Source organism: Streptomyces sp. NPDC060031 (assembly GCF_042736805.1).
Lineage (GTDB): Bacteria > Actinomycetota > Actinomycetes > Streptomycetales > Streptomycetaceae > Streptomyces.
In genome coordinates, this window is record NZ_JBHWVM010000021.1 from 43,125 (window position 1) to 61,798 (window position 18,674).

Below are 18,674 nucleotides of genomic sequence, written 5' to 3' on the forward strand. Positions count from 1 at the left end.
CCGCAGGGGCTAGTGGCGGGCCTGGAGGAGGTCCTCCAGCTGTTCCTCGCGGGCCTGAGCGGCCACGAAGAGGAGCTCGTCGCCCGGCTCCAGGGTCTCCTCGCCGTGGGGGGTGAGGACCCGGTTGCCGCGGATGATCGTGACCAGCGAGGTGTCCTCGGGCCAGGCGATCTCGCTGATCTGGGTGCCCGCCACCGAGGAGTCGGGCGGCAGGGTCAGCTCGACGAGGTTGGCGTCACCGTGGCTGAAGCGCAGCAGCCGCACCAGGTCGCCGACGCTGACGGCCTCCTCGACCAGGGCCGACATCAGGCGCGGGGTGGAGACCGCGACGTCGACGCCCCAGGACTCGTTGAAGAGCCACTCGTTCTTCGGGTTGTTCACGCGGGCGACCACCCGCGGGACCCCGTACTCGGTCTTGGCGAGCAGCGACACGACCAGGTTGACCTTGTCGTCGCCGGTCGCCGCGATGACGACGTTGCAGCGCTGGAGCGCGGCCTCGTCCAGCGAGGTGATCTCGCACGCGTCGGCCAGCAGCCACTCGGCCTGCGGCACCCGCTCCACCGAGATGGCGGTCGGCGCCTTGTCGATGAGGAGCACCTCGTGGCCGTTCTCCAGCAGCTCACCGGCGATGGAGCGGCCCACCGCGCCGGCTCCGGCGATCGCGACCCTCATGCGTGTGCCTCCTCAGGCCCCTCGGCGAAGGACGCCTCGACCTTGTCGATCTCGTCCGTGCGCATCATCACGTGGACGAGGTCGCCCTCCTGGAGGACCGTCGCCGACGTCGGCAGCATGGCCTCGCCCAGTCGGGTGAGGAAGGCGACGCGGACGCCGGTCTCCTCCTGCAGCTTGCTGACCCTGTGGCCTATCCAGGCGGCGGAGGTGTGTACCTCGGCGAGCTGGACACCGCCGCTCGGGTCGCGCCACAGCGGCTCCGCGCCCGAGGGCAGCAGCCGGCGCAGCATCTGGTCGGCGGTCCACCGCACGGTCGCGACGGTGGGGATGCCCAGGCGCTGGTAGACCTCGGCGCGCTTGGGGTCGTAGATGCGGGCGGCGACGTTCTCGACGCCGAACATCTCACGGGCCACGCGGGCGGCGATGATGTTGGAATTGTCACCGCTGCTGACGGCCGCGAAGGCACCCGCATCCTCGATGCCGGCCTCCCGCAGGGTGTCCTGGTCGAAGCCGACGCCGGTGACGCGGCGGCCGCCGAAGGACGCTCCCAGCCGACGGAATGCGGTGGGGTCCTGGTCCACCACGGCGACCGTATGCCCCTGCTGCTCCAGGGTCTGCGCGAGGGCGGAACCCACTCTTCCGCAGCCCATAATGACGATGTGCACGGCCGTCCTTCCGGCTGTCAGCGGCTCGCTGGTTTCCAGCCTCATTGCTGCTCTGGCTTAACAGGGTCTCAGACCATGGCCCAAGCTACACACGGGCGGTCACCAGTGTGACCATTTGCGCTGGAGGGGGCGGCGCATTGCCCTCGATGCGGTGGCACTTTGCCCCGTATACCGGCGGGGGGTTCGTCAGGCTGATTTCGAACGCTTACGATCCTCTGCGTGTCCAAACTGACCGACGTGCCCAAACGGATCCTGATCGGCCGGGCGCTACGCAGCGACCGCCTCGGGGAAACGCTCCTCCCCAAGCGAATCGCCCTCCCCGTCTTCGCCTCCGACCCGCTCTCCTCAGTGGCATATGCCCCTGGCGAGGTTCTGCTGGTCCTGTCGATCGCGGGTGTGTCGGCGTACCAGTTCAGCCCATGGATCGCCGTCGCGGTCGTGGTGCTGATGTTCACCGTGGTCGCCTCCTATCGGCAGAACGTCCACGCGTACCCCAGCGGCGGCGGTGACTACGAGGTCGCCAACACCAACCTCGGCCCCAAGGCCGGTCTCACCGTCGCCAGCGCCCTCCTGGTCGACTACGTCCTGACCGTCGCCGTGTCGATCTCCTCCGGGGTGGAGAACCTCGGCTCCGCCGTCGATTTCGTCATCGAGCACAAGGTGCTCTCGGCGATGATCATGATTCTGCTGCTCACGCTGATGAATCTGCGCGGCGTGAAGGAATCCGGAAACCTCTTCGCCATCCCGACGTACATTTTCGTCGGCGCCGTATTCGTCATGATCGCCTGGGGTGCCTGGCGCGGCCTCGTCATGGGCGACTCCATGGAGGCCCCGACGGCCGACCTGGAGATCAAGGCCGAGCAACAGGGGCTGGCAGGCTTCGCGCTGGTCTTCCTGCTCCTGCGGGCCTTCTCCTCCGGCTGTGCGGCCCTGACCGGTGTCGAGGCCATCAGCAACGGCGTACCCGCCTTCCGCAAGCCCAAGAGCAAGAACGCGGCCACCACCCTCGCCCTCATGGGCGGCCTGGCCGTCACCATGTTCTGCGGGATCATCGGCCTGGCCATGGCCACCAACGTGCGGATGGCGGAGAACCCCGCCACCGACCTGCTCAAGGACGGGGTCCCGGTCGGACCCGACTACGTCCAGCACCCGGTCATCTCCCAGGTGGCCGAAGCCGTCTTCGGCAACGGCAGCTTCCTCTTCATCGTGCTGGCCGCGGCCACCGCGCTGGTCCTGTTCCTCGCCGCCAACACCGCGTACAACGGCTTCCCGCTGCTCGGCTCGATCCTCGCCCAGGACCGCTACCTGCCGCGCCAGCTGCACACCCGCGGCGACCGGCTCGCCTTCTCCAACGGCATCGTGCTCCTCGCGGGCGCGGCCATGCTGCTGGTGTGGATCTACGACGCGGACTCGACGAAGCTGATCCAGCTCTACATCGTCGGCGTCTTCGTCTCCTTCACGCTGAGCCAGATCGGCATGGTCCGGCACTGGAACCGCCACCTGGCGTCCGAGCACGACCCGGTCGCCCGCCGCCGGATGCACCGCTCGCGGGCGATCAACACCTTCGGCGCCTTCTTCACCGGCATGGTGCTGGTCGTCGTCCTGGCCACCAAGTTCACGCACGGCGCCTGGGTCGCCCTGCTCGGAATGCTGATCTTCTACGGAACGATGAGCGCGATCCGCAAGCACTACGACCGGGTCGCCGACGAGATCGCGGCGGCCGAGGGCCCCAGCGACGACAGCGTGCGCCCCTCCCGGGTCCACTCGATCGTCCTGGTCTCCAAGGTCCACAAGCCCACCCTGCGCGCCCTGGCCTTCGCCAAGCTGACCCGCTCGGACACCCTGGAGGCGCTCAGCATCAGCGTCGACACGGCCGAGACCAAGGCGCTGCGCGAGGAGTGGGAGCGCCGCGGGATCAACGTCCCGCTGAAGATCCTCGACTCCCCGTACCGCGAGATCACCCGGCCGGTCGTGGAGTACGTCAAGGGCTTGCGCAGCGAGAACCCGCGCGACGCCGTCAGCGTGTACATCCCGGAGTACGTCGTCGGGCGCTGGTACGAGCACCTCCTGCACAACCAGAGCGCGCTGCGGCTCAAGGGCCGGCTGCTGTTCACCCCCGGTGTGATGGTCACCTCGGTGCCCTACCAGCTGGAGTCCTCCGAGCTCGCGAAGAAGCGGGCGAAGAAGCGGGCCGAGTGGAGCGCCCCGGGCGCTGTGCGCCGCGGGCCCGTGGACACGCCGCGGCCCAAGGACCCCGCCGCGAAGTAGCGTGGTGAACGGCCGGACGAGATCCACGTAAACTGGTGGGTCGGCCGTCCGGCCGTTCCTTGTTTTCTCCCCGTCTCTCCCTTTCTTAGCCTTGGAGCCTCCCCACCATGACCGAGCAGAACGAGAAGCAGTCACTGGTCGGGGAGGAGTACGAGGTCGAGGTCGGTCCCGTCGCGCACGGCGGGCACTGCATCGCCCGGACCGCCGACGGCCGGGTCCTCTTCGTCCGCCACACCCTGCCCGGTGAGAAGGTCGTCGCGAAGGTCACCGAGGGCGACGTCGACTCCCGCTTCCTGCGCGCCGACGCGATCACCGTGCTGGACCCCTCCAAGGACCGCGTCGAGGCTCCGTGCCCGTACGCCGGCCCCGGCAAGTGCGGCGGCTGCGACTGGCAGCACGCCAAGCCGGGCGCCCAGCGCCGGCTCAAGGGCGAGGTCGTCGCCGAGCAGCTCAAGCGGCTCGCCGGGCTCACCCCGGAGGAGGCCGGCTGGGACGGCACGGTCATGCCGGCCGAGGGCGACAAGCTCCCCGCCGGGCAGGTCCCGCAGTGGCGCACCCGCGTGCAGTTCGCCATCGACGAGGACGGCAACGCGGGCCTGCGCAAGCACCGCTCGCACGACATCGAGCTGATCGACCACTGCATGATCGCGGCGCCGGGCGTCAGCGAGCTGGGCATCGAGAAGCAGGACTGGCCCCAGATGGCGTCGGTCGAGGCCATCGCGGCCTCGGGCTCGAACGACCGTCAGGTGGTCCTCACCCCCCGCCCCGGCGGCCGCCTCCCCCTCGTCGAGCTGGACAAGCCGGTCTCCGTCCTGCGCGTCGAGGAGAAGGACGGCGGAGTCCACCGGGTCCACGGCCGCCCCTTCGTACGGGAGCGCGCGGACGGCCGTACGTACCGCGTCGGCATGGGCGGCTTCTGGCAGGTCCACCCGCAGGCCGCCGACACCCTGATCAAGGCCGTCATGCAGGGCCTGATGCCGCGCAAGGGCGAGATGGCCCTCGACCTCTACTGCGGCGTCGGCATCTTCGCGGGCGCCCTGGCGGAGCGCCTCGGCGAGACGGGCGCGGTGCTCGGCATCGAGTCCACGAAGCGCGCGGTCGAGGACGCCCGGCACAACCTGGCGGACTTCCCCCGGGTCCGCGTCGAGCAGGGCAAGGTCGAGCAGATCCTCCCGAAGACCGGCATCACCGAGTGCGACCTGGTCGTCCTCGACCCGCCCCGCGCGGGCGCCGGCAAGCAGACGGTCCGCCAGGTGGCCGGCCTCACCCCGCGCCGCATCGCCTACGTGGCCTGCGACCCGGCGGCCCTGGCCCGCGACCTGGGCTACTTCAAGGAGGCGGGCTACAAGGTCCGTACCCTGCGCGTCTTCGACCTCTTCCCGATGACCCACCACGTGGAGTGCGTGGCGATCCTGGAGCCGGTCGGCAAGGGCGCCTGACCTGCGGGTTGGGGCAGTGTGCGGCCGGGGTTCACGCGCTCCAGCCGTGCGGCTGAGCGCAGTGACTTCCCTCCGGGCCAGCCGCCGTCCGGGAGGGCGCGCGCTGCTGCCGGCGCGGCTACGGCGGGCGGCCGTTCGTCGTGTCGACTGGGGCACGTCGTTCCGCGGCACCGCCCGCTGTAGCCTCGCCGAGAGGCGGCGCGCCGCATCCGGTGCCAGCCCGGTCGCGCCGCGTCGGTAGACGGTCACCCGTGGCAACCGTGCCGGGTGTCGTGCGGGTGGCTTTCCAAAGCCTGTGCGGGGCAAGGCAGTTCTGCGACACTGCAGTTCCGGGTGGACAGGTGCGTGAGGGGCGGCGCTGTTGAACGTCATGGTGCTGTCGGGAGCCTTGGCGCTGGTGCTCGCGGGCCTTGCGGCCCTGGCCCTGAGGATCATCCCCGAGGCCTCGGTGGCCGTCGTCGAGCGCAACGGGCGCCACACCCGGATGCTGCATACCGGACCCAACCTGGTGTTCCCGCCCTTCGACCGGATCCGCAACCGGATCGACCTGCGGGAACAGGTCGTCCCGTTCCCGCCGCAGCCGGTCATCACCCAGGACAACCTGGTCGTCAACATCGACTACGTCGTCTACTACCAGGTGACCGACGCCCGCGCCGCGACGTACGAAGTGGCCAGCTACATCCAGGCCATCGAACAGCTCGCCATCACCACGCTGCGCAACATCATCGGCGGCATGGACCTGGAGCGGACCCTGACCTCCCGCGAGGAGATCAACGCGGCCCTGCGCGGCGTCCTCGACGAGGCCACCGGCAAGTGGGGCATCCGCGTCAACCGCGTCGAGCTCAAGGCCATCGAGCCGCCGACCGCCATCCAGGACTCGATGGAGAAGCAGATGCGCGCCGACCGCGACAAGCGCGCCGCCATCCTCTACGCCGAAAGCGTCCGGCACTCCGAGATCCTGCGCGCCGAAGGCGAGAAGCAGGCCGCCATCCTGCGCGCCGAGGGCGAGATCGAGATCGCGCAGATCCGCAAGGCGGCCGAGGCCCAGGAGGCGCTCCTGGTGCCGCTTCAGCCACGCTCAGCGCTCACCCCGCCCGAGCCGAACCCGCCCGCCGTTCACCACGAGCCGCTGCGCCGGGAGGACCCGCGTCAGGTGGGCCGCTACCGGCTCTCGGCCCGGCTGGGCGAAGGCGGGATGGGCACCGTCTACCTCGGCCTGTCGCCGGGCGCCCGGCGTGTGGCCGTCAAGGTGGTCCGGGAGGAGCTGGCCGAGGATCCGTCCTTCCGCCGCCGCTTCGCCAGGGAAATCGAAGCCGCGCGCCGCGTGGGCGGCTTCCACACCGCACCCGTGGTCGACGCGGGCGCGGAGGACGCCCGGCCCTGGCTGGTGACGGAGTACATCCCCGGCCCCTCCCTGCACGAGGTGCTGCGCACCCACGGCGCGCTGCCCGCCCGGACCGTACGGACCCTGGCGCTCGGCGTGGCCGAGGCGCTTGAGGGCATCCACGCCTGCGGGATCATCCACCGGGACCTCAAGCCCAGCAACATCGTCATCTCGGATGCGGGACCCCGCGTCATCGACTTCGGCATCGCGCGGGCCGCGGACGGCACGGCGCTCACGCGCACGGACTTCGTGGTCGGCACCCGCGGGTTCCTCGCCCCGGAGCAGCTGACCGGTGCTCCGCTGACCGCGGCCGTGGACGCGTACGCCTTCGGAATGGTGCTGTGCCACGCCTGCGGAGCCGCCCCCTTCCCCGAGGGCGCCGTTCTCGACAACGCGCTGCGGTTGCTGCCCGGCGATCTGTCCGCGGTGGTGACGGACTGCCTCAGGTCGGACCCCGCGGACCGCCCCACCCCCACCGAGATCCTGCGACGGATCGGAGGCGCCGAGGAGCAGACCCTGACGGACTGGCTGCCGCGTGCCGTACGCACCCTGGTCGGCCTGCATCAGGTGTCCACCGTCTCGGCACCCGGGGCTTGGGCAAGCGCGCCGCCCCGGGTCCCTCCCTCTTCCCGATGACACGCCACGGGGAGCGCGTCGCGGTTCCTGGAGGCGGTGCGCGGCGACGGGTGAGGCTTCGGCAGGGAGCGTGGCCGCCTTGGGTCGTGTTCAGCCCGGGGGACGGGGACGGGGGCGGGTCGTACGCGTGCGTTTGGCGTGCGGGGCGGGTGGCGCTGTCCGCGGTTACCGCGTCGGGAGGGCCAGCACGCGGGTGTCGTCGCGGATGTAGAGCTGGTTGACGGCCGGGTCCGGATCCGGGGACACGGTGATCGCGGACGTCTTGTAGCGCCAGACCGCGCGGTGCGAGCGGACGTCGATCGCACGCAGGCCCGTTCGGTCCATGCTGTACACCTGCTCGGTGCCCGCCACCGGCGCCAGGTCGCGGTCGGGCCGGGCGTCCTTCAGGGGGGTCTCCGTCCAGCGCACCTTGCCGGTGCGGGCGTCGACGGCGACGATGCCGCGGGTGCCCTCGACGGCGTAGACCACCCCGTCCCGGACCGTCGGGATGCCGTACTGGCGTTCGGCGGGCCGTAGTTCGCCCACCTTGCGGCCCGCGCCGAAGGACCAGGCCGCCGACCCGTCGGTGAGCCGCAGTGCCTGAAGGGTCGCGGCGCCGAGGTAGACGTGGTCCTCGTCCGTCGCCAGCCGGTGGGGCCGGGCTCCCGGTGCGGGCAGCGAGACCGTCCAGCGCTCCGCGCCGGTGGCCGGGTCGTGCACCGACAGGCGCAGCGAGTCGCCCCGGCCCGCCCCCCGGCACACCAGCAGCCCCACCCGCAGGGTCTTGGCGCGCACGACGCAGGGGAGCGACCCGGCAAGGGAGGCCTCGGCGGGCGGCGCGGTGGGCTGGCGCCACAGCTCACCGCCGGACTTCAGGCTCGCCGCCAGGACGAACCACTGCCCGCCCGCAACGGACTTGGCGCACAGGAACACGGTGTCGCCGTCCACGCACAGGATCTGGTTGAGCCGCTCGGCGCTGTCGAAGGCCGCCAGCCGTACGGATGTCTCCTGCTGCCCCCGCCCGCCCTGGGGGAGGCGTACGACGACGAGCGCCTTGTCGGCGACCTCGTGGTCCCTCAGCCCGTAGAGCACCTTGCCGTCGGTGGCGATGCGCCAGGCGTCACCGACCATGCCCCGGTCCGAAAGCGGCTTGCCCTTCTGCGGGTTGAAGCCGAAGGCCCCCATGCCGGCGGTCGCGATCAGCTCGTCGCCCGTACGCAGCGGCTCGCTGCCGGGTTTGGCGCTCACGGCGCTCGTCTCCCACAGGGCGGCCGGCGGCTGGCCCAGGGCGGGCGGGGACTCCTCCTCCTGCCCCCGGGCGGACAGCCAGGCCCACAGCCCGCCGCCCGTGGCGAGCGCCACCCCGCCGGCCGCCGCGCCGGTGACCGTGAGCAGCCTGCGGCGCGACATGCCGCCGCCGGCCGTGGTCCCGGCATCGGGCACGGTCGCCGGTTCCCCGGCGGGGGCCGGGAGGCGGGGCGGCGGCTCCTGCCACACGGCCGCGGCGCGCCGGGCGATGTCCGCGAGCACCGGCTGCGGCAGCCCGTCCGCGAACACCCCCGCGCCGGGGGCGAGCAGCTCGGCCAGCCCCGCCGTCGTGGGCCGCCGCGCGGGGTCCTTGTCCAGGCAGCGGGCGAGCAGCGGCGCCAGCGCCTGCGGTACGCCGCCCAGGTCGGGCTCGGCGTAGCGGACCCGGTAGAGCAGGTCGGCGGCCTGCCCACCGCCGAAGGGGCCGTGCCCGGCGGCCGCGAAGAGCAGGACCCCCGCGAGTGCGAACACGTCACCGGCCGGGGTGTGTTCGAGGCCGGCGGCCTGTTCGGGAGACATGAAGGCGGGGGTGCCGGCCGCGACCCCCACGCCGGTCAGCCGCTCGTCGCCGAGGGCGCGCGCGATGCCGAAGTCGATGACCTTGGGCCCGGCGGCGGTGACCATGATGTTGGACGGCTTCAGGTCGCGGTGCACCACGTCCGAGGCGTGCAGCCGGCCCAGGGCCCGGGCCAGGTCCGCACCCAGGGCCCGGACCACCGGTTCGGGCAGGGGACCGGCGGCGGCGACCGCCTCGTCGAGCTGCGGGCCGATGACGTACTCGGTGGCCAGCCAGGGCGTCTGGGCCAGCGGGTCGGCGCCGAACACGCGGGCCCCGTACCGGTCGCCGATGACCCGGGCCGCGTCGGCCTCCAGCCGGAAGCGGGTGCGGAAGGTGGCGTCGGCGGCGATCCGGGCGTGCACGGTCTTGAGCGCGACCGTGCGTCCGGCCGTCGAGCGGGCCAGATAGACGGTGCCCATGCCACCGCTGCCGAGCCGGGCCAACAGCCGGTGACCGCCGAGGTGGTGCGGATCGTCATGGGCGAGCGGGGCGAGGGGGCCGCGCGCGGCCGGGGTGGGGAGCATCGGGATCAGTGCACTTTCAGGGCCGGCGGGAACGAATCTCGCGGGGCGGGCAGCTCCGCGGCGAGCAGGCGGGCGGACTGCGCGGCGAGCGCGGCGACGACCCGCCCCGGCGCCGCCGGGGCGACCGCGTGATCGAGCACCGTCGCAACGGGCGCGGCCGCGTCTTCCCAGGTGGGCCCGGTGCCGGGCGCGGGCGTCGTGAGCATCCGGTGCAGCTCCTGGGCCGACCCGGGGCGCGTCCCCGGGTCGGAGGACAGGCAGGCACCGATCAAGTCCCGGAGCCCGGGCGGGAGTTCGCTCCGCTCCGGCACGGTGTGACCGGTGGCCGCGTACGCCAGCACCGCGCCGAGCGCGAAGATGTCGCCCGGCGGCCCGGGCCGGCCGCCCGAGGCGGTTTCCGCCGCCAGGCATCCCGGGTCGAGCCCGGGCAGCCCCGCCCTGTGCACCCCGTCGGGGGCCGCCGCACGTGCGGCGCCGAAGCAGCCCAGCAGCGGCCCGCCCGCGGTGAGCAGCACGGCGGCCGGCGACAGCCCCGCGTGCGCCACCCCCTGGGCGTGCGCGGCGGCCAGCGCCTGCGCGAGCGCCGCGCCGAGCCCGCGTACGTACTCCTCGGGCAGCGGCCCGCCGTACGCGTCGAGCACGGCCGGCAGCGGCAGTACGGGCGTGTACGGGACCGCGTACCACGGGAACCCGGCCGTTCCGCCGACTTCCGTGACAGGGAGGAACCGCGGCAGCGACGGCGACAGCCGCCGGGCGCCCTCGGCCTCGAGGGCCCACCGCGAGGGATCGGCCCCGACGCGCGGCACGCAGACGAGCACGGTGCGCTCCCCGTCGGCGCCGCGCGCGAGGTAGCGGCGTTCGGGGACGGCCCGTTCGGCGGACGCGGCATCGAGCCGGGCCAGGGTGACGTACGGCCCGACGTGCGTCGGATCGTCCTGACGAAGGCTTTCCATGCGTGTGGTCCCGTCCCCCGGGTCGGTTGCTCGGCCGCCCGAGCCTAAGCGGTCCCCGACGGCATACCGAAAACCGGCCGGGTCATCCGACCGTCGGCATGGCCGTGAGCTTCCCGCCGTTGACGAGGAACACCCGGTTCCAGGCACCGGACAGCGCCCAGGCCCCCCGCGCCTCGGGCGCCCAGGTCCACAGCCGTACGCCCTGCGCCGCGGAGTACGCCGAGACGCCCTGCCCGCCGGGCTCGACCACCCAGATCGCGCGGCCCTGCACCACGGGCGGGGTGTGCGGAAGCGGGCCCCGTGCGGCGCGGCCGCGCGTCACGGGCCGCCCGCGCTCGGGGTCCAGCGACACCTCGCACAGGGACGTGCCGTTCATGCCGAGGGCGAAGTCGCCGCCGAGCACCAGCGGGCCCCAGCCGCCGGCGCCCTTCTGCGGGACCTCCGACGCCTCGGCCGACCACCGCTCGACGCCGGTCCGCAGGACACGGGCCGTCAGGCTCCGGCCGCCCAGGTAGACGATGTCCTTGTGGATCAGCGGTGCCATGGCGGACGGGGCCTGGCCCGCGGCCTTCCAGACCTGCGCTCCGGTCGCGGTGTCGAAGGTGATGACGGTGCCGTCCGTGCCGGAGACGACGAGCGCGTCCCTGCCCACCGCGGCCCGCGGCCCGGGTTTCTCCACGGTGCCCGCCGGGATCGGCGCGGTCCAGCGGACCGTGCGGTTGCGGGTCTCCACGCAGCGCAGCCGCCAGTCGCGGGTCAGCAGGTAGACCGCCGATTCGTCGGCGGCCAGCAGGCGTTCGGCGTCGGCGTCCGGCGCCGACCACAGCGGCTTGCCGGTGGAGGCCTCGAAGGCGTGCAGGGCGCCGGCCTCGTCCGCGACGGTGAACCAGTTCTCGGACAGCGCGAGGACGCCGGCCGCCGGCGAGACGTCCGCCAGCCGCCACTTCTCCTTGCCGTCGGTCGCCAGACGCGCCGCCAGGCCGCCGCCCGCGGCCGCGAAGACGACCACGTCACGCAGGGGCAGCGGGGTGGTGACGCTGCCGTCCTCGGGCTGCGCCGCCACCCGCAGCGGTCCCCACAGCGGCTTCGGGGCGGCGCCTGACCGCGCGTCCGCAAGCGACAGCGGCCGTGCGTTGCTCGGCAGGCCGGCAGCGGGGAACCGCCTGGGTTCGTCGCGCATCAGCCACCAGGCCCCGGTGGCGCCGCCCGAGGCGGCCAGTACCCCGCCCGCCGCCAGCGAGGTGCGCAGCAGCCGCCGCCGCGACGGCCCGGCCCCGGACTGCGGGCCCCCGCCCGGTGCGCCCTGCACGGCCTGGCGGGCGGCCTCGGCGGTCCGGCGCGCGATGTCCTCGGCCAACGGCCCCTTGCGCCAGGCCAGATCCGCTCCGCGCGGCGGGGCGAAGGCACCCCCGACCTGGTCGGGAGTGGGACGGTACGCGGCCTCCTTGGCGAGGCACGGCGCGATCAGGTGGCGCAACTCATCGGGTACGGAGCCCAGTCGCGCCTCCCCGTGCACCACCTCGTACTGCACCGCGGCCACGTGCGTCCCGTCGAACGCGCGCTGTCCCGTGGCGGCGTACGCCAGCACCGCGCCCAGCGAGAAGACGTCCGCGGCCGGACCCACGCGCTGCCCCAGGACCTGCTCCGGGGCGCCGTACCCGGGGGTGACCGGCACCTGGCCGGTGGTGGTGAGCGTCAGCCCGTGCTCGGGGCGGGCGATGCCGAAGTCGATGACCCGCGGTCCCGTCGACGTCAGCACGATGTTGGCCGGCTTCAGATCGCGGTGCACCAGCCCCGCGGCGTGGATGTCGCGCAGGGTGGCGGCGAGCGCGGCGGCCAGCGCGCGCACCCCGTCGGCGCCGAACGGCCCGTACCGGCGTACGGCTTCGTCGAGGGTGGGACCGGCCAGGAACTCGGTCGCGATCCAGGGCCGGCTGTCCTCGCTCTGCGCGCCCAGGACGCGTGCGACGCCACCGCTGGTGACCGCCTGCGCGGTGTGGGCCTCGCGCAGGAAGCGCTGGGCGAGGTGCGGATCGTGCGCGAGCTCGGGCAGCAGCACCTTGACCGCGGCGACGGCGCCGCCGTTGTCCCGGGCGAAGTAGACCTTGCCCATGCCGCCTTCGCCGAGGACGCCGAGGATCCGGTAGGGGCCGAGCCGGATCGGGTCGCCGGAGCCGAGGGGTTTCATGGGGTGCTGCTTCCTGTTCGGGGCCGGGCCCGATCCTAGGGCGGCGGCCGCGAGGCCGGACGGGCAGGCCCGTGTCAGACGGGCAGGCCCCGTGTCAGACGGGCAGGCCCGTCGGCTCCTTGATGCGTTTCATGATGATCTGGGAGTTGACCTCGGTGACGCCGGAGAGGGCCGTCAGCTTCTCGATCCAGAGGCGTTCGTACGCGCGCAGGTCCGCGACCGCGATGCGCAGCAGGCAGCCCGGGCTGCCGAAGAGGCGGTAGGCCTCGATGACGTCGGGGATGTCCTGCAGGGCGGACTCGAAGGCCTCCACCGCCTCGCGGTCGCGGCGGACCTCGACGGAGACCAGCACCTCGAAGCCGCGGCCGACCGCCTCGGGGGAGATCACCGCGCGGTACCCCTGGATGACCCCGTCCTGTTCGAGCTGGCGGACCCGGCGCATGCAGGGGGAGGGGGTCAGGCCCACGCGGGCGGCGAGCTCCTGGTTGCTGAGCCGGCCGTCGGCCTGGAGCTCACGCAAGATATCTCTGTCGATGGCGTCCATGACGCAATCATCCCCCACGGTTTGTCACAGGACGGGTTGAATCCGCAATCACATTGCGCGTAGATCCCCCTACTATTGCCGTCTATAGAAAATCTGTACGACCTCTGGGTGATTTGCGAGGGAAGGGCGGCCATGGGACGCATCGTCGTCATCAGCACCGGCGGCACGATAGCCAGCCGTTGGCAGGGATCCGGCTTCGCCGCGGACGCCGACGGGAGCGAGGTCATGGCGACCGCGCCGCTTCCCGAGGGTCTCACCGTCGAGGTCGTGGACCTGTTCAGCGTGAACAGCCCCCGGCTGACGACCGCCCACCAGCTCACCCTGCTGCGCACCGTGCACGAGGTGCTCGCCGACCCGGGCGTGGACGGCATCGTCGTCACGCACGGCACCGACACCCTGGAGGAGTCGGCCTTCCTGGTGGACCTGCACCACCACGACGCGCGTTCCGTGGTGTTCACCGGCTCGCAGCGGCCCATGGGCACGGCGGACGGGGACGGTCCCGGCAATCTGTACGACGCGCTGCTGACCGCCGCGACGGTACGGGGGCTGGGCGTGCTGGTCGCGTTCGCCGGGCGGGTGCACGCGGCCCGCGGGACCGTGAAGACCCAGGCCGTGGCGCTGGACGCGTTCGCCGACCCCTCGAAGGAACTGCTGGGCAAGGTCGGCTTCGGCAAGGTCACCGTGCTGCGGTCGCCCCAGCGGTCGGCGGCGCTCGCGCTGCCGGCGATGCCGGAGCTGCCGCCGCGGGTCGACGTCGTCGTGCACCACGCCGACGGGGACGCCGTGCTGCTGAACGCCGCCGTTGCCGCGGGGGCGCGGGGGATCGTGCTGGTCGGGACGGGTGCGGGCAATGCGACCCCGGAGATCGTGGAGGCCGTCGCGGCCGCCGTGGCCCGGGGGGTGCTGGTCGCGCTGACCACGCGTGTTGCGGCCGGGCCGGTCACCGAGATCTACACGCACGGCGGGGCGGTGGACCTGGTCGCGGCCGGGGCCGCCGCGACGGGGACCCTGCGGGCCGGGCAGGCGCGGATCGCGGTGCTTGCCGCGTTGCTCGCGTCCGACGACGTGGCGGAGCAGGGGCGGGTCCTGCGCCGCGTGCTCGGCGCGGCCGGGTCGGTCCTGGTCGACGCCTGAAGCCGTCTCTTCCGGTCCCGGGCGCCGTAGGATCCCCTGAGTAACGGGATCATCGGCCATCGGGGGGATCCGTGGAATCCGGGACGGTCATTCGGCTCGCTTCGGCGGTCATCGGTCCGCTCGTCAAGAAGCTGTTCGTCGCCGAAGGGCCCGGGGCCGGTCTGGTCGACCGGCCGGTCCGGATCTCCAGCCGCGTGTCCTTCAGAGGGGAGAAGCGCTCCCTCACCGAGGCCGATCTGCGGGGCCTGGCCGCCAAGTTGGTCGCGCAGGCCCTCCGTACGGGCGAGCGCGCCGTCGCCGCCGACGAGCAGCGGGCGGTGATCGAGGCCCTCGCCACGACCCTGCACGCGCTGGGCGACATCACCCTGACCGATGTGGACGCCGTCCGGCTGGGGTCCGCGGACTTCGCCCGGGAACTGCGACGGGCCGGTGGCCGGCCGGAGCGGGAACTCGGCGTCGACGCGACGTACTTCTACGCGCAGTTGCTCGAAGCCGCCTGCCTGCACATCCTGCACTTCTTCACCCAGCGCTCGACGTTCGTCGCCCACACGCTGGTGACCCAGACGCGCGCCGTCGCCGAACTGACCGCCAGGATCGATGAGTTGATCCGGCGGGCACCGCTCCCGGGAGCCGAGGACGCCGCGTTCGAGCAGGGCTACCTGCCGTACGTGGCCAAGAGGCACGGCAAGTTGACCATCTACGGGATCGACCTCGGCAACTCGCCGACGAAGTGGCCGCTGGACGCCGCCTACCTGAGTCTGGAGGCGACGTCGCCGCCGCGGCGCGTCGGCTCGCGGCGCATGAGCCTCGTGGCCCGGCACGCCCTGGCGGTGCTCGCTGCCTCCGCGCCGCCGGGGTCGGCCGGGGGAGACGCGGACCCGGTCGTGCAAGCCGCGGACCAGTGGCCCGAGACGACCGTGGAATTCGTACATGCCGAGTTCGCGCCGCTGACCGCCGACCAGGCCCTGGCCGGCAGCCACCGGGTCCTCCTGCGTGGTGAGGCCGGGTCCGGGAAGAGCACGCTCGTGCAGTGGCTGGCCGTGACCGCCGCACGGCAGGAACTCACCCCGCAGATGGAGTACCTCTACGACCGCGTCCCCTTCGTCCTGCCCCTGCGCACCCTGACTCGCCACGGCGAGCGGCTTCCCCTGCCTCAGGACTTCCTGGCCGCCGTGGGCTGTCCGCTCGGTGGAGCCCAGCCGGACGGCTGGGCGCACCGGGTCCTCGCGGCCGGGCGCGGGCTGGTCCTCGTCGACGGCATCGACGAGATCCCCGACCGCGAGCGGGAGCGGGCCCGCGGCTGGCTGCGCGAGCTCATGGACACGTACGACGGCGACAACCGCTGGCTCGTCACCTCGCGCCCCTCCGCCGTGGGGGCGGACTGGCTCGCCGAGGACGGGTTCACGGAGCTGACGCTGTCCGCCATGGGCCCCGCCGACATCGCCACCTTCATCAGGCGGTGGCACACGGCGGCCCGCGTGGGCACCGATGACGACTCCGCCCTCCCGCGGTACGAGGCCCAGCTGCTCACGGCCGTGCGCACCAAGGCCGATCTCGGGCGGCTCGCGACCAACCCCCTCATGTGCGGGCTGATCTGCGCCCTGCACCGGGACCGGCGGGGCTACCTCCCGCACGGCCGCAAGGACCTCTACGAGGCCGCGCTCTCCATGTTGCTGAGCCGCCGCGACCGCGAACGCGACATGGCGGGCCCGGACCTGAGGGAGGAGCCGCAGCTCGACCTGCTCCAGCGGCTCGCGTACTGGCTGATCAAGAACGGCCGTACGGAGATGGACCGTTCACGGGCACAGGACATCATCGCCCGCGCCCTGCCCTCGGTCCCGGAGGCGGCCACGCTGGGTGAGGCGCCCGTGGTCTTCGGGCACTTCCTCCAGCGCAGCGGACTCCTGCGGGAACCGGCGCCCGGCACCGTGGACTTCGTCCACCGCACCTTCCAGGACTTCCTCGGGGCGCGGGCAGCCGTGGAGGAGGGCGACTTCGGACTGCTGACCGAGCACGCGGACAACGACCAGTGGGAGGACGTGATCCGGATGGCGGTGGCCCAGGCCCGGCCCGCGGAGCGCGTCACGATCATCCGGGACCTCGTCGCGCGGGGCGACCGCTGCCCAGACCAACGCGAGCGGGCCCGCGTCTACCTGCTCGCCGCGGCCTGCCTCGAACACGCCACCACCCTGGACCCCGGGACACGGGAGACGGTTGAGGTGCGCACCGCCACGCTCATCCCGCCGGTGGACGAGATCCAGGCGCGCGCACTGGCGGAGGTGGGCCCGCTGATCCTCGGGCTGCTCCCCACGCAGGGCCTCGACGACTGGGACGCGTACCACGTGGTGATCGCGGCCTCCCACGTGCCGTCCGAGGCCGCGATGGCCTTCCTCGCCCAGTTCGCCGAGCACCCCTTCCTGCCGGTCCGCTCCCAGCTCGTGTGGGCGTGGTCGCGGTTCGACAGCGCCGCCTACGCGGACGAGATCATCGCCCGGCTGGACCCAGCCCTGCTCGCGTACACCGTGCGGTCGGACGAGCAGTTGCGCCATCTGGAACGTCTCGGACTGCGGCCGGAACGTCTGGACATCCGGAGCGGGGTGTCCCCCGCGGTCGTCGAGGCGCACGTCGGCCGGGCCGTCCTCACGGAGATCGCGCTCACGGACTCACCGGTGTCCGATCTCGGTTTCCTGGCGGGGCAGTCCCGGCTGGAGGCCCTGGTGATCGGACACTGCCCGCAGCTGACGGACATCCGCGCCATCGGCGGCCTGCCGATTCGGCAGCTGGACTTCGCCACCGACCGCTCGGACGTCGACCTGGGCGTCGTCTCCCGGCTGCCCCACCTGGCACACCTGACCCTGCGGGGACCCGCCGGTATGACGTGGTCCGCGCAGGCCCTGCCCGCGGACGCGCCTCTTGAGATCCTGACCGTGTCCGGCGGGATGAGCCCCGCGCACGGACTCAAGGGGCTGGGAGCGCTCACCGGGCTCCAGTCCATGGTGCTAAACCCGGCGTCCGGACCCGCCTCGGCCGCGGACTGGCAGGAGATCGGCGAGCTGACGGCCCTGGTCCATCTCGCCGTGGCCGCCGCGTCGTTCGAGTTCCTCCCGGCGGGAGCGAGCCTGCCGGGCGTCTCCACCCTGGTCCTCACCGGCGGAGGTGGGGAACGGGTCCTCCAGGGGGCCGTCCGGCGGCTGCCCGAAGCCTTCCCCCACCTGGAGGAATGCCGGTTCATCGGGGACGTCACCGCGGAGGGCGACATCGACCTGGCCCCGCTCGCCGCGCTGGGCCGCCTGCGGAACGTCTACGTCGAGACGGCCGACGACCGTATCCGCGGCGCCGACCGGCTCCCGCCGTCCGTGATCCTGCGCTCCAGCTGACTGGCGCCCCCGCCCCCGCCCCCGCCCCCGCCCTCGCGCGAGCGGCGCCCGGCCCCGACTCAGGACCGGCCGAAGGCCGTCAGGAGTTGGTCCGCCGCGGAGGTGGGGGTCAGGGTGCCTGCCCGGACCGAGGCTTCCAGGGTCGGCGCGAGGGAGCGCACCGAAGGGTCCGCGCGCAGCCGCTCCAGCAGCTCGTCGCGGACCATCGCCCAGGTCCACTCCACTTGCTGCGCCGCCCGCTTGGCCGCCAGCCGGCCCCCCGCGTCCAGCAGCCGGCGGTGCTGTTCCAGCCGGTTCCAGACCTCGTCCAGCCCCGCCGACTCCCGCGCGCTGCACGTCAGGACCGGCGGGGTCCAGGCCGCGTCGGCCGGGTGCATCAGGCGCAGCGCGCCCGCCAGCTCGCGCGCCGCGGCCTTCGCGTCCCGCTCGTGCGGCCCGTCCGCCTTGTTCACGGCCAGGACGTCCGCCAGCTCCAGGACGCCCTTCTTGATCCCCTGGAGCTGGTCGCCCGTACGGGCCAGCGAGAGCAGGAGGAAGGAGTCGACCATCCCCGCCACCGTCGTCTCCGACTGGCCGACGCCGACCGTTTCCACGAGGACGACGTCGTAGCCCGCCGCCTCCATCACGATCATCGACTCGCGCGTCGCCTTCGCGACCCCGCCCAGCGTCCCCGCGGAGGGCGACGGCCGGACGAACGCCGCCGGGTCCACCGCGAGGCGTTCCATCCGCGTCTTGTCGCCCAGGATGGAGCCGCCCGTACGCGTCGACGACGGGTCCACCGCCAGCACCGCCACCCGGTGGCCCAGTGCCGTCAGCATCGTGCCGAACGCGTCGATGAACGTGGACTTGCCCACCCCCGGCACACCGCTGATGCCGATGCGCCGGGCCCGCCCCGAGTGGGGCAGCAGCTCGGTCAGGAGCTGCTGGGCCAGTGCCCGGTGCGCGGGCAGGGTGGACTCGACGAGGGTGATGGCGCGCGCGACGAACGCGCGCTTCCCGTCGAGCACCCCTTTCGCGTAGGCCTCGATGTCGATCTTCGGCACC

The 18,674-nt window shown here is 73.1% G+C and carries 11 protein-coding genes and 2 pseudogenes; 6 read left to right on the top strand and 7 right to left on the bottom strand.

What is annotated here, in order from left to right; all coding sequences use genetic code 11:
- Window positions 1-9 precede the first annotated feature (9 nt).
- Both ACFWB8_RS12330 and ACFWB8_RS12335 read right to left on the bottom strand, forming a co-directional pair.
- Complete coding sequence (locus ACFWB8_RS12330) at window positions 10-672, bottom strand: potassium channel family protein (protein WP_385224996.1); 663 nt, start codon at window positions 670-672, stop codon at window positions 10-12.
- Window positions 669-1,337 (bottom strand): potassium channel family protein, encoded by a 669-nt coding sequence (locus ACFWB8_RS12335; protein ID WP_385224998.1) that lies wholly within the window; start codon window positions 1,335-1,337, stop codon window positions 669-671. The genes ACFWB8_RS12330 and ACFWB8_RS12335 overlap by 4 nt, the downstream gene beginning before the upstream one ends.
- Before the next feature lie 219 nt (window positions 1,338-1,556).
- On the opposite strand from ACFWB8_RS12335, the gene ACFWB8_RS12340 reads away from it, so the two are divergent.
- The 4 genes and pseudogenes from ACFWB8_RS12340 to ACFWB8_RS12355 all read left to right on the top strand — a co-directional run.
- A complete protein-coding gene (locus ACFWB8_RS12340) occupies window positions 1,557-3,605 on the top strand; it encodes an APC family permease (RefSeq protein ID WP_385225000.1) in 2,049 nt (682 codons plus the stop codon).
- 107 nt (window positions 3,606-3,712) lie between these two features.
- Window positions 3,713-5,044, top strand: a complete 1,332-nt coding sequence (locus ACFWB8_RS12345; RefSeq protein WP_385225002.1) for a class I SAM-dependent RNA methyltransferase — start codon at window positions 3,713-3,715, stop codon at window positions 5,042-5,044.
- 361 nt (window positions 5,045-5,405) lie between these two features.
- A pseudogene (locus ACFWB8_RS12350) lies at window positions 5,406-6,092 on the top strand (SPFH domain-containing protein); the annotation flags it as partial.
- Between the two features lie 174 nt (window positions 6,093-6,266).
- Window positions 6,267-7,064, top strand: a pseudogene (locus ACFWB8_RS12355) (serine/threonine-protein kinase); the annotation flags it as partial.
- A gap of 165 nt (window positions 7,065-7,229) precedes the next feature.
- Here ACFWB8_RS12355 and ACFWB8_RS12360 read toward each other — a convergent pair.
- From ACFWB8_RS12360 to ACFWB8_RS12375, 4 genes are all read right to left on the bottom strand, one after another.
- Window positions 7,230-9,434: a protein kinase gene (locus ACFWB8_RS12360; protein WP_385225004.1), complete on the bottom strand. Its 2,205-nt coding sequence runs from the start codon at window positions 9,432-9,434 to the stop codon at window positions 7,230-7,232.
- Window positions 9,435-9,439: 5 nt separating this feature from the next.
- Entirely contained in the window at window positions 9,440-10,387 is a 948-nt protein-coding gene (locus tag ACFWB8_RS12365; protein ID WP_385225006.1) for a serine/threonine protein kinase, read from the bottom strand.
- 82 nt (window positions 10,388-10,469) lie between these two features.
- Window positions 10,470-12,575 (bottom strand): PQQ-binding-like beta-propeller repeat protein, encoded by a 2,106-nt coding sequence (locus ACFWB8_RS12370; RefSeq protein WP_385225008.1) that lies wholly within the window; start codon window positions 12,573-12,575, stop codon window positions 10,470-10,472.
- A 94-nt stretch (window positions 12,576-12,669) separates the two neighbouring features.
- Window positions 12,670-13,119, bottom strand: a complete 450-nt coding sequence (locus tag ACFWB8_RS12375; RefSeq protein ID WP_385225010.1) for an Lrp/AsnC family transcriptional regulator — start codon at window positions 13,117-13,119, stop codon at window positions 12,670-12,672.
- Window positions 13,120-13,251: 132 nt separating this feature from the next.
- On the opposite strand from ACFWB8_RS12375, the gene ACFWB8_RS12380 reads away from it, so the two are divergent.
- Both ACFWB8_RS12380 and ACFWB8_RS12385 read left to right on the top strand, forming a co-directional pair.
- Window positions 13,252-14,253: an asparaginase gene (locus ACFWB8_RS12380; protein ID WP_385225012.1), complete on the top strand. Its 1,002-nt coding sequence runs from the start codon at window positions 13,252-13,254 to the stop codon at window positions 14,251-14,253.
- 71 nt (window positions 14,254-14,324) lie between these two features.
- Window positions 14,325-17,630, top strand: coding sequence for an NACHT domain-containing protein (locus ACFWB8_RS12385; protein WP_385225014.1), 3,306 nt, complete (start codon window positions 14,325-14,327; stop codon window positions 17,628-17,630).
- A gap of 59 nt (window positions 17,631-17,689) precedes the next feature.
- Here the strand turns inward: ACFWB8_RS12385 and meaB are convergent, their stop codons facing one another.
- Window positions 17,690-18,673 (bottom strand): methylmalonyl Co-A mutase-associated GTPase MeaB, encoded by a 984-nt coding sequence (gene meaB, locus ACFWB8_RS12390; protein ID WP_385225016.1) that lies wholly within the window; start codon window positions 18,671-18,673, stop codon window positions 17,690-17,692.
- Window position 18,674: the final 1 nt, after the last annotated feature.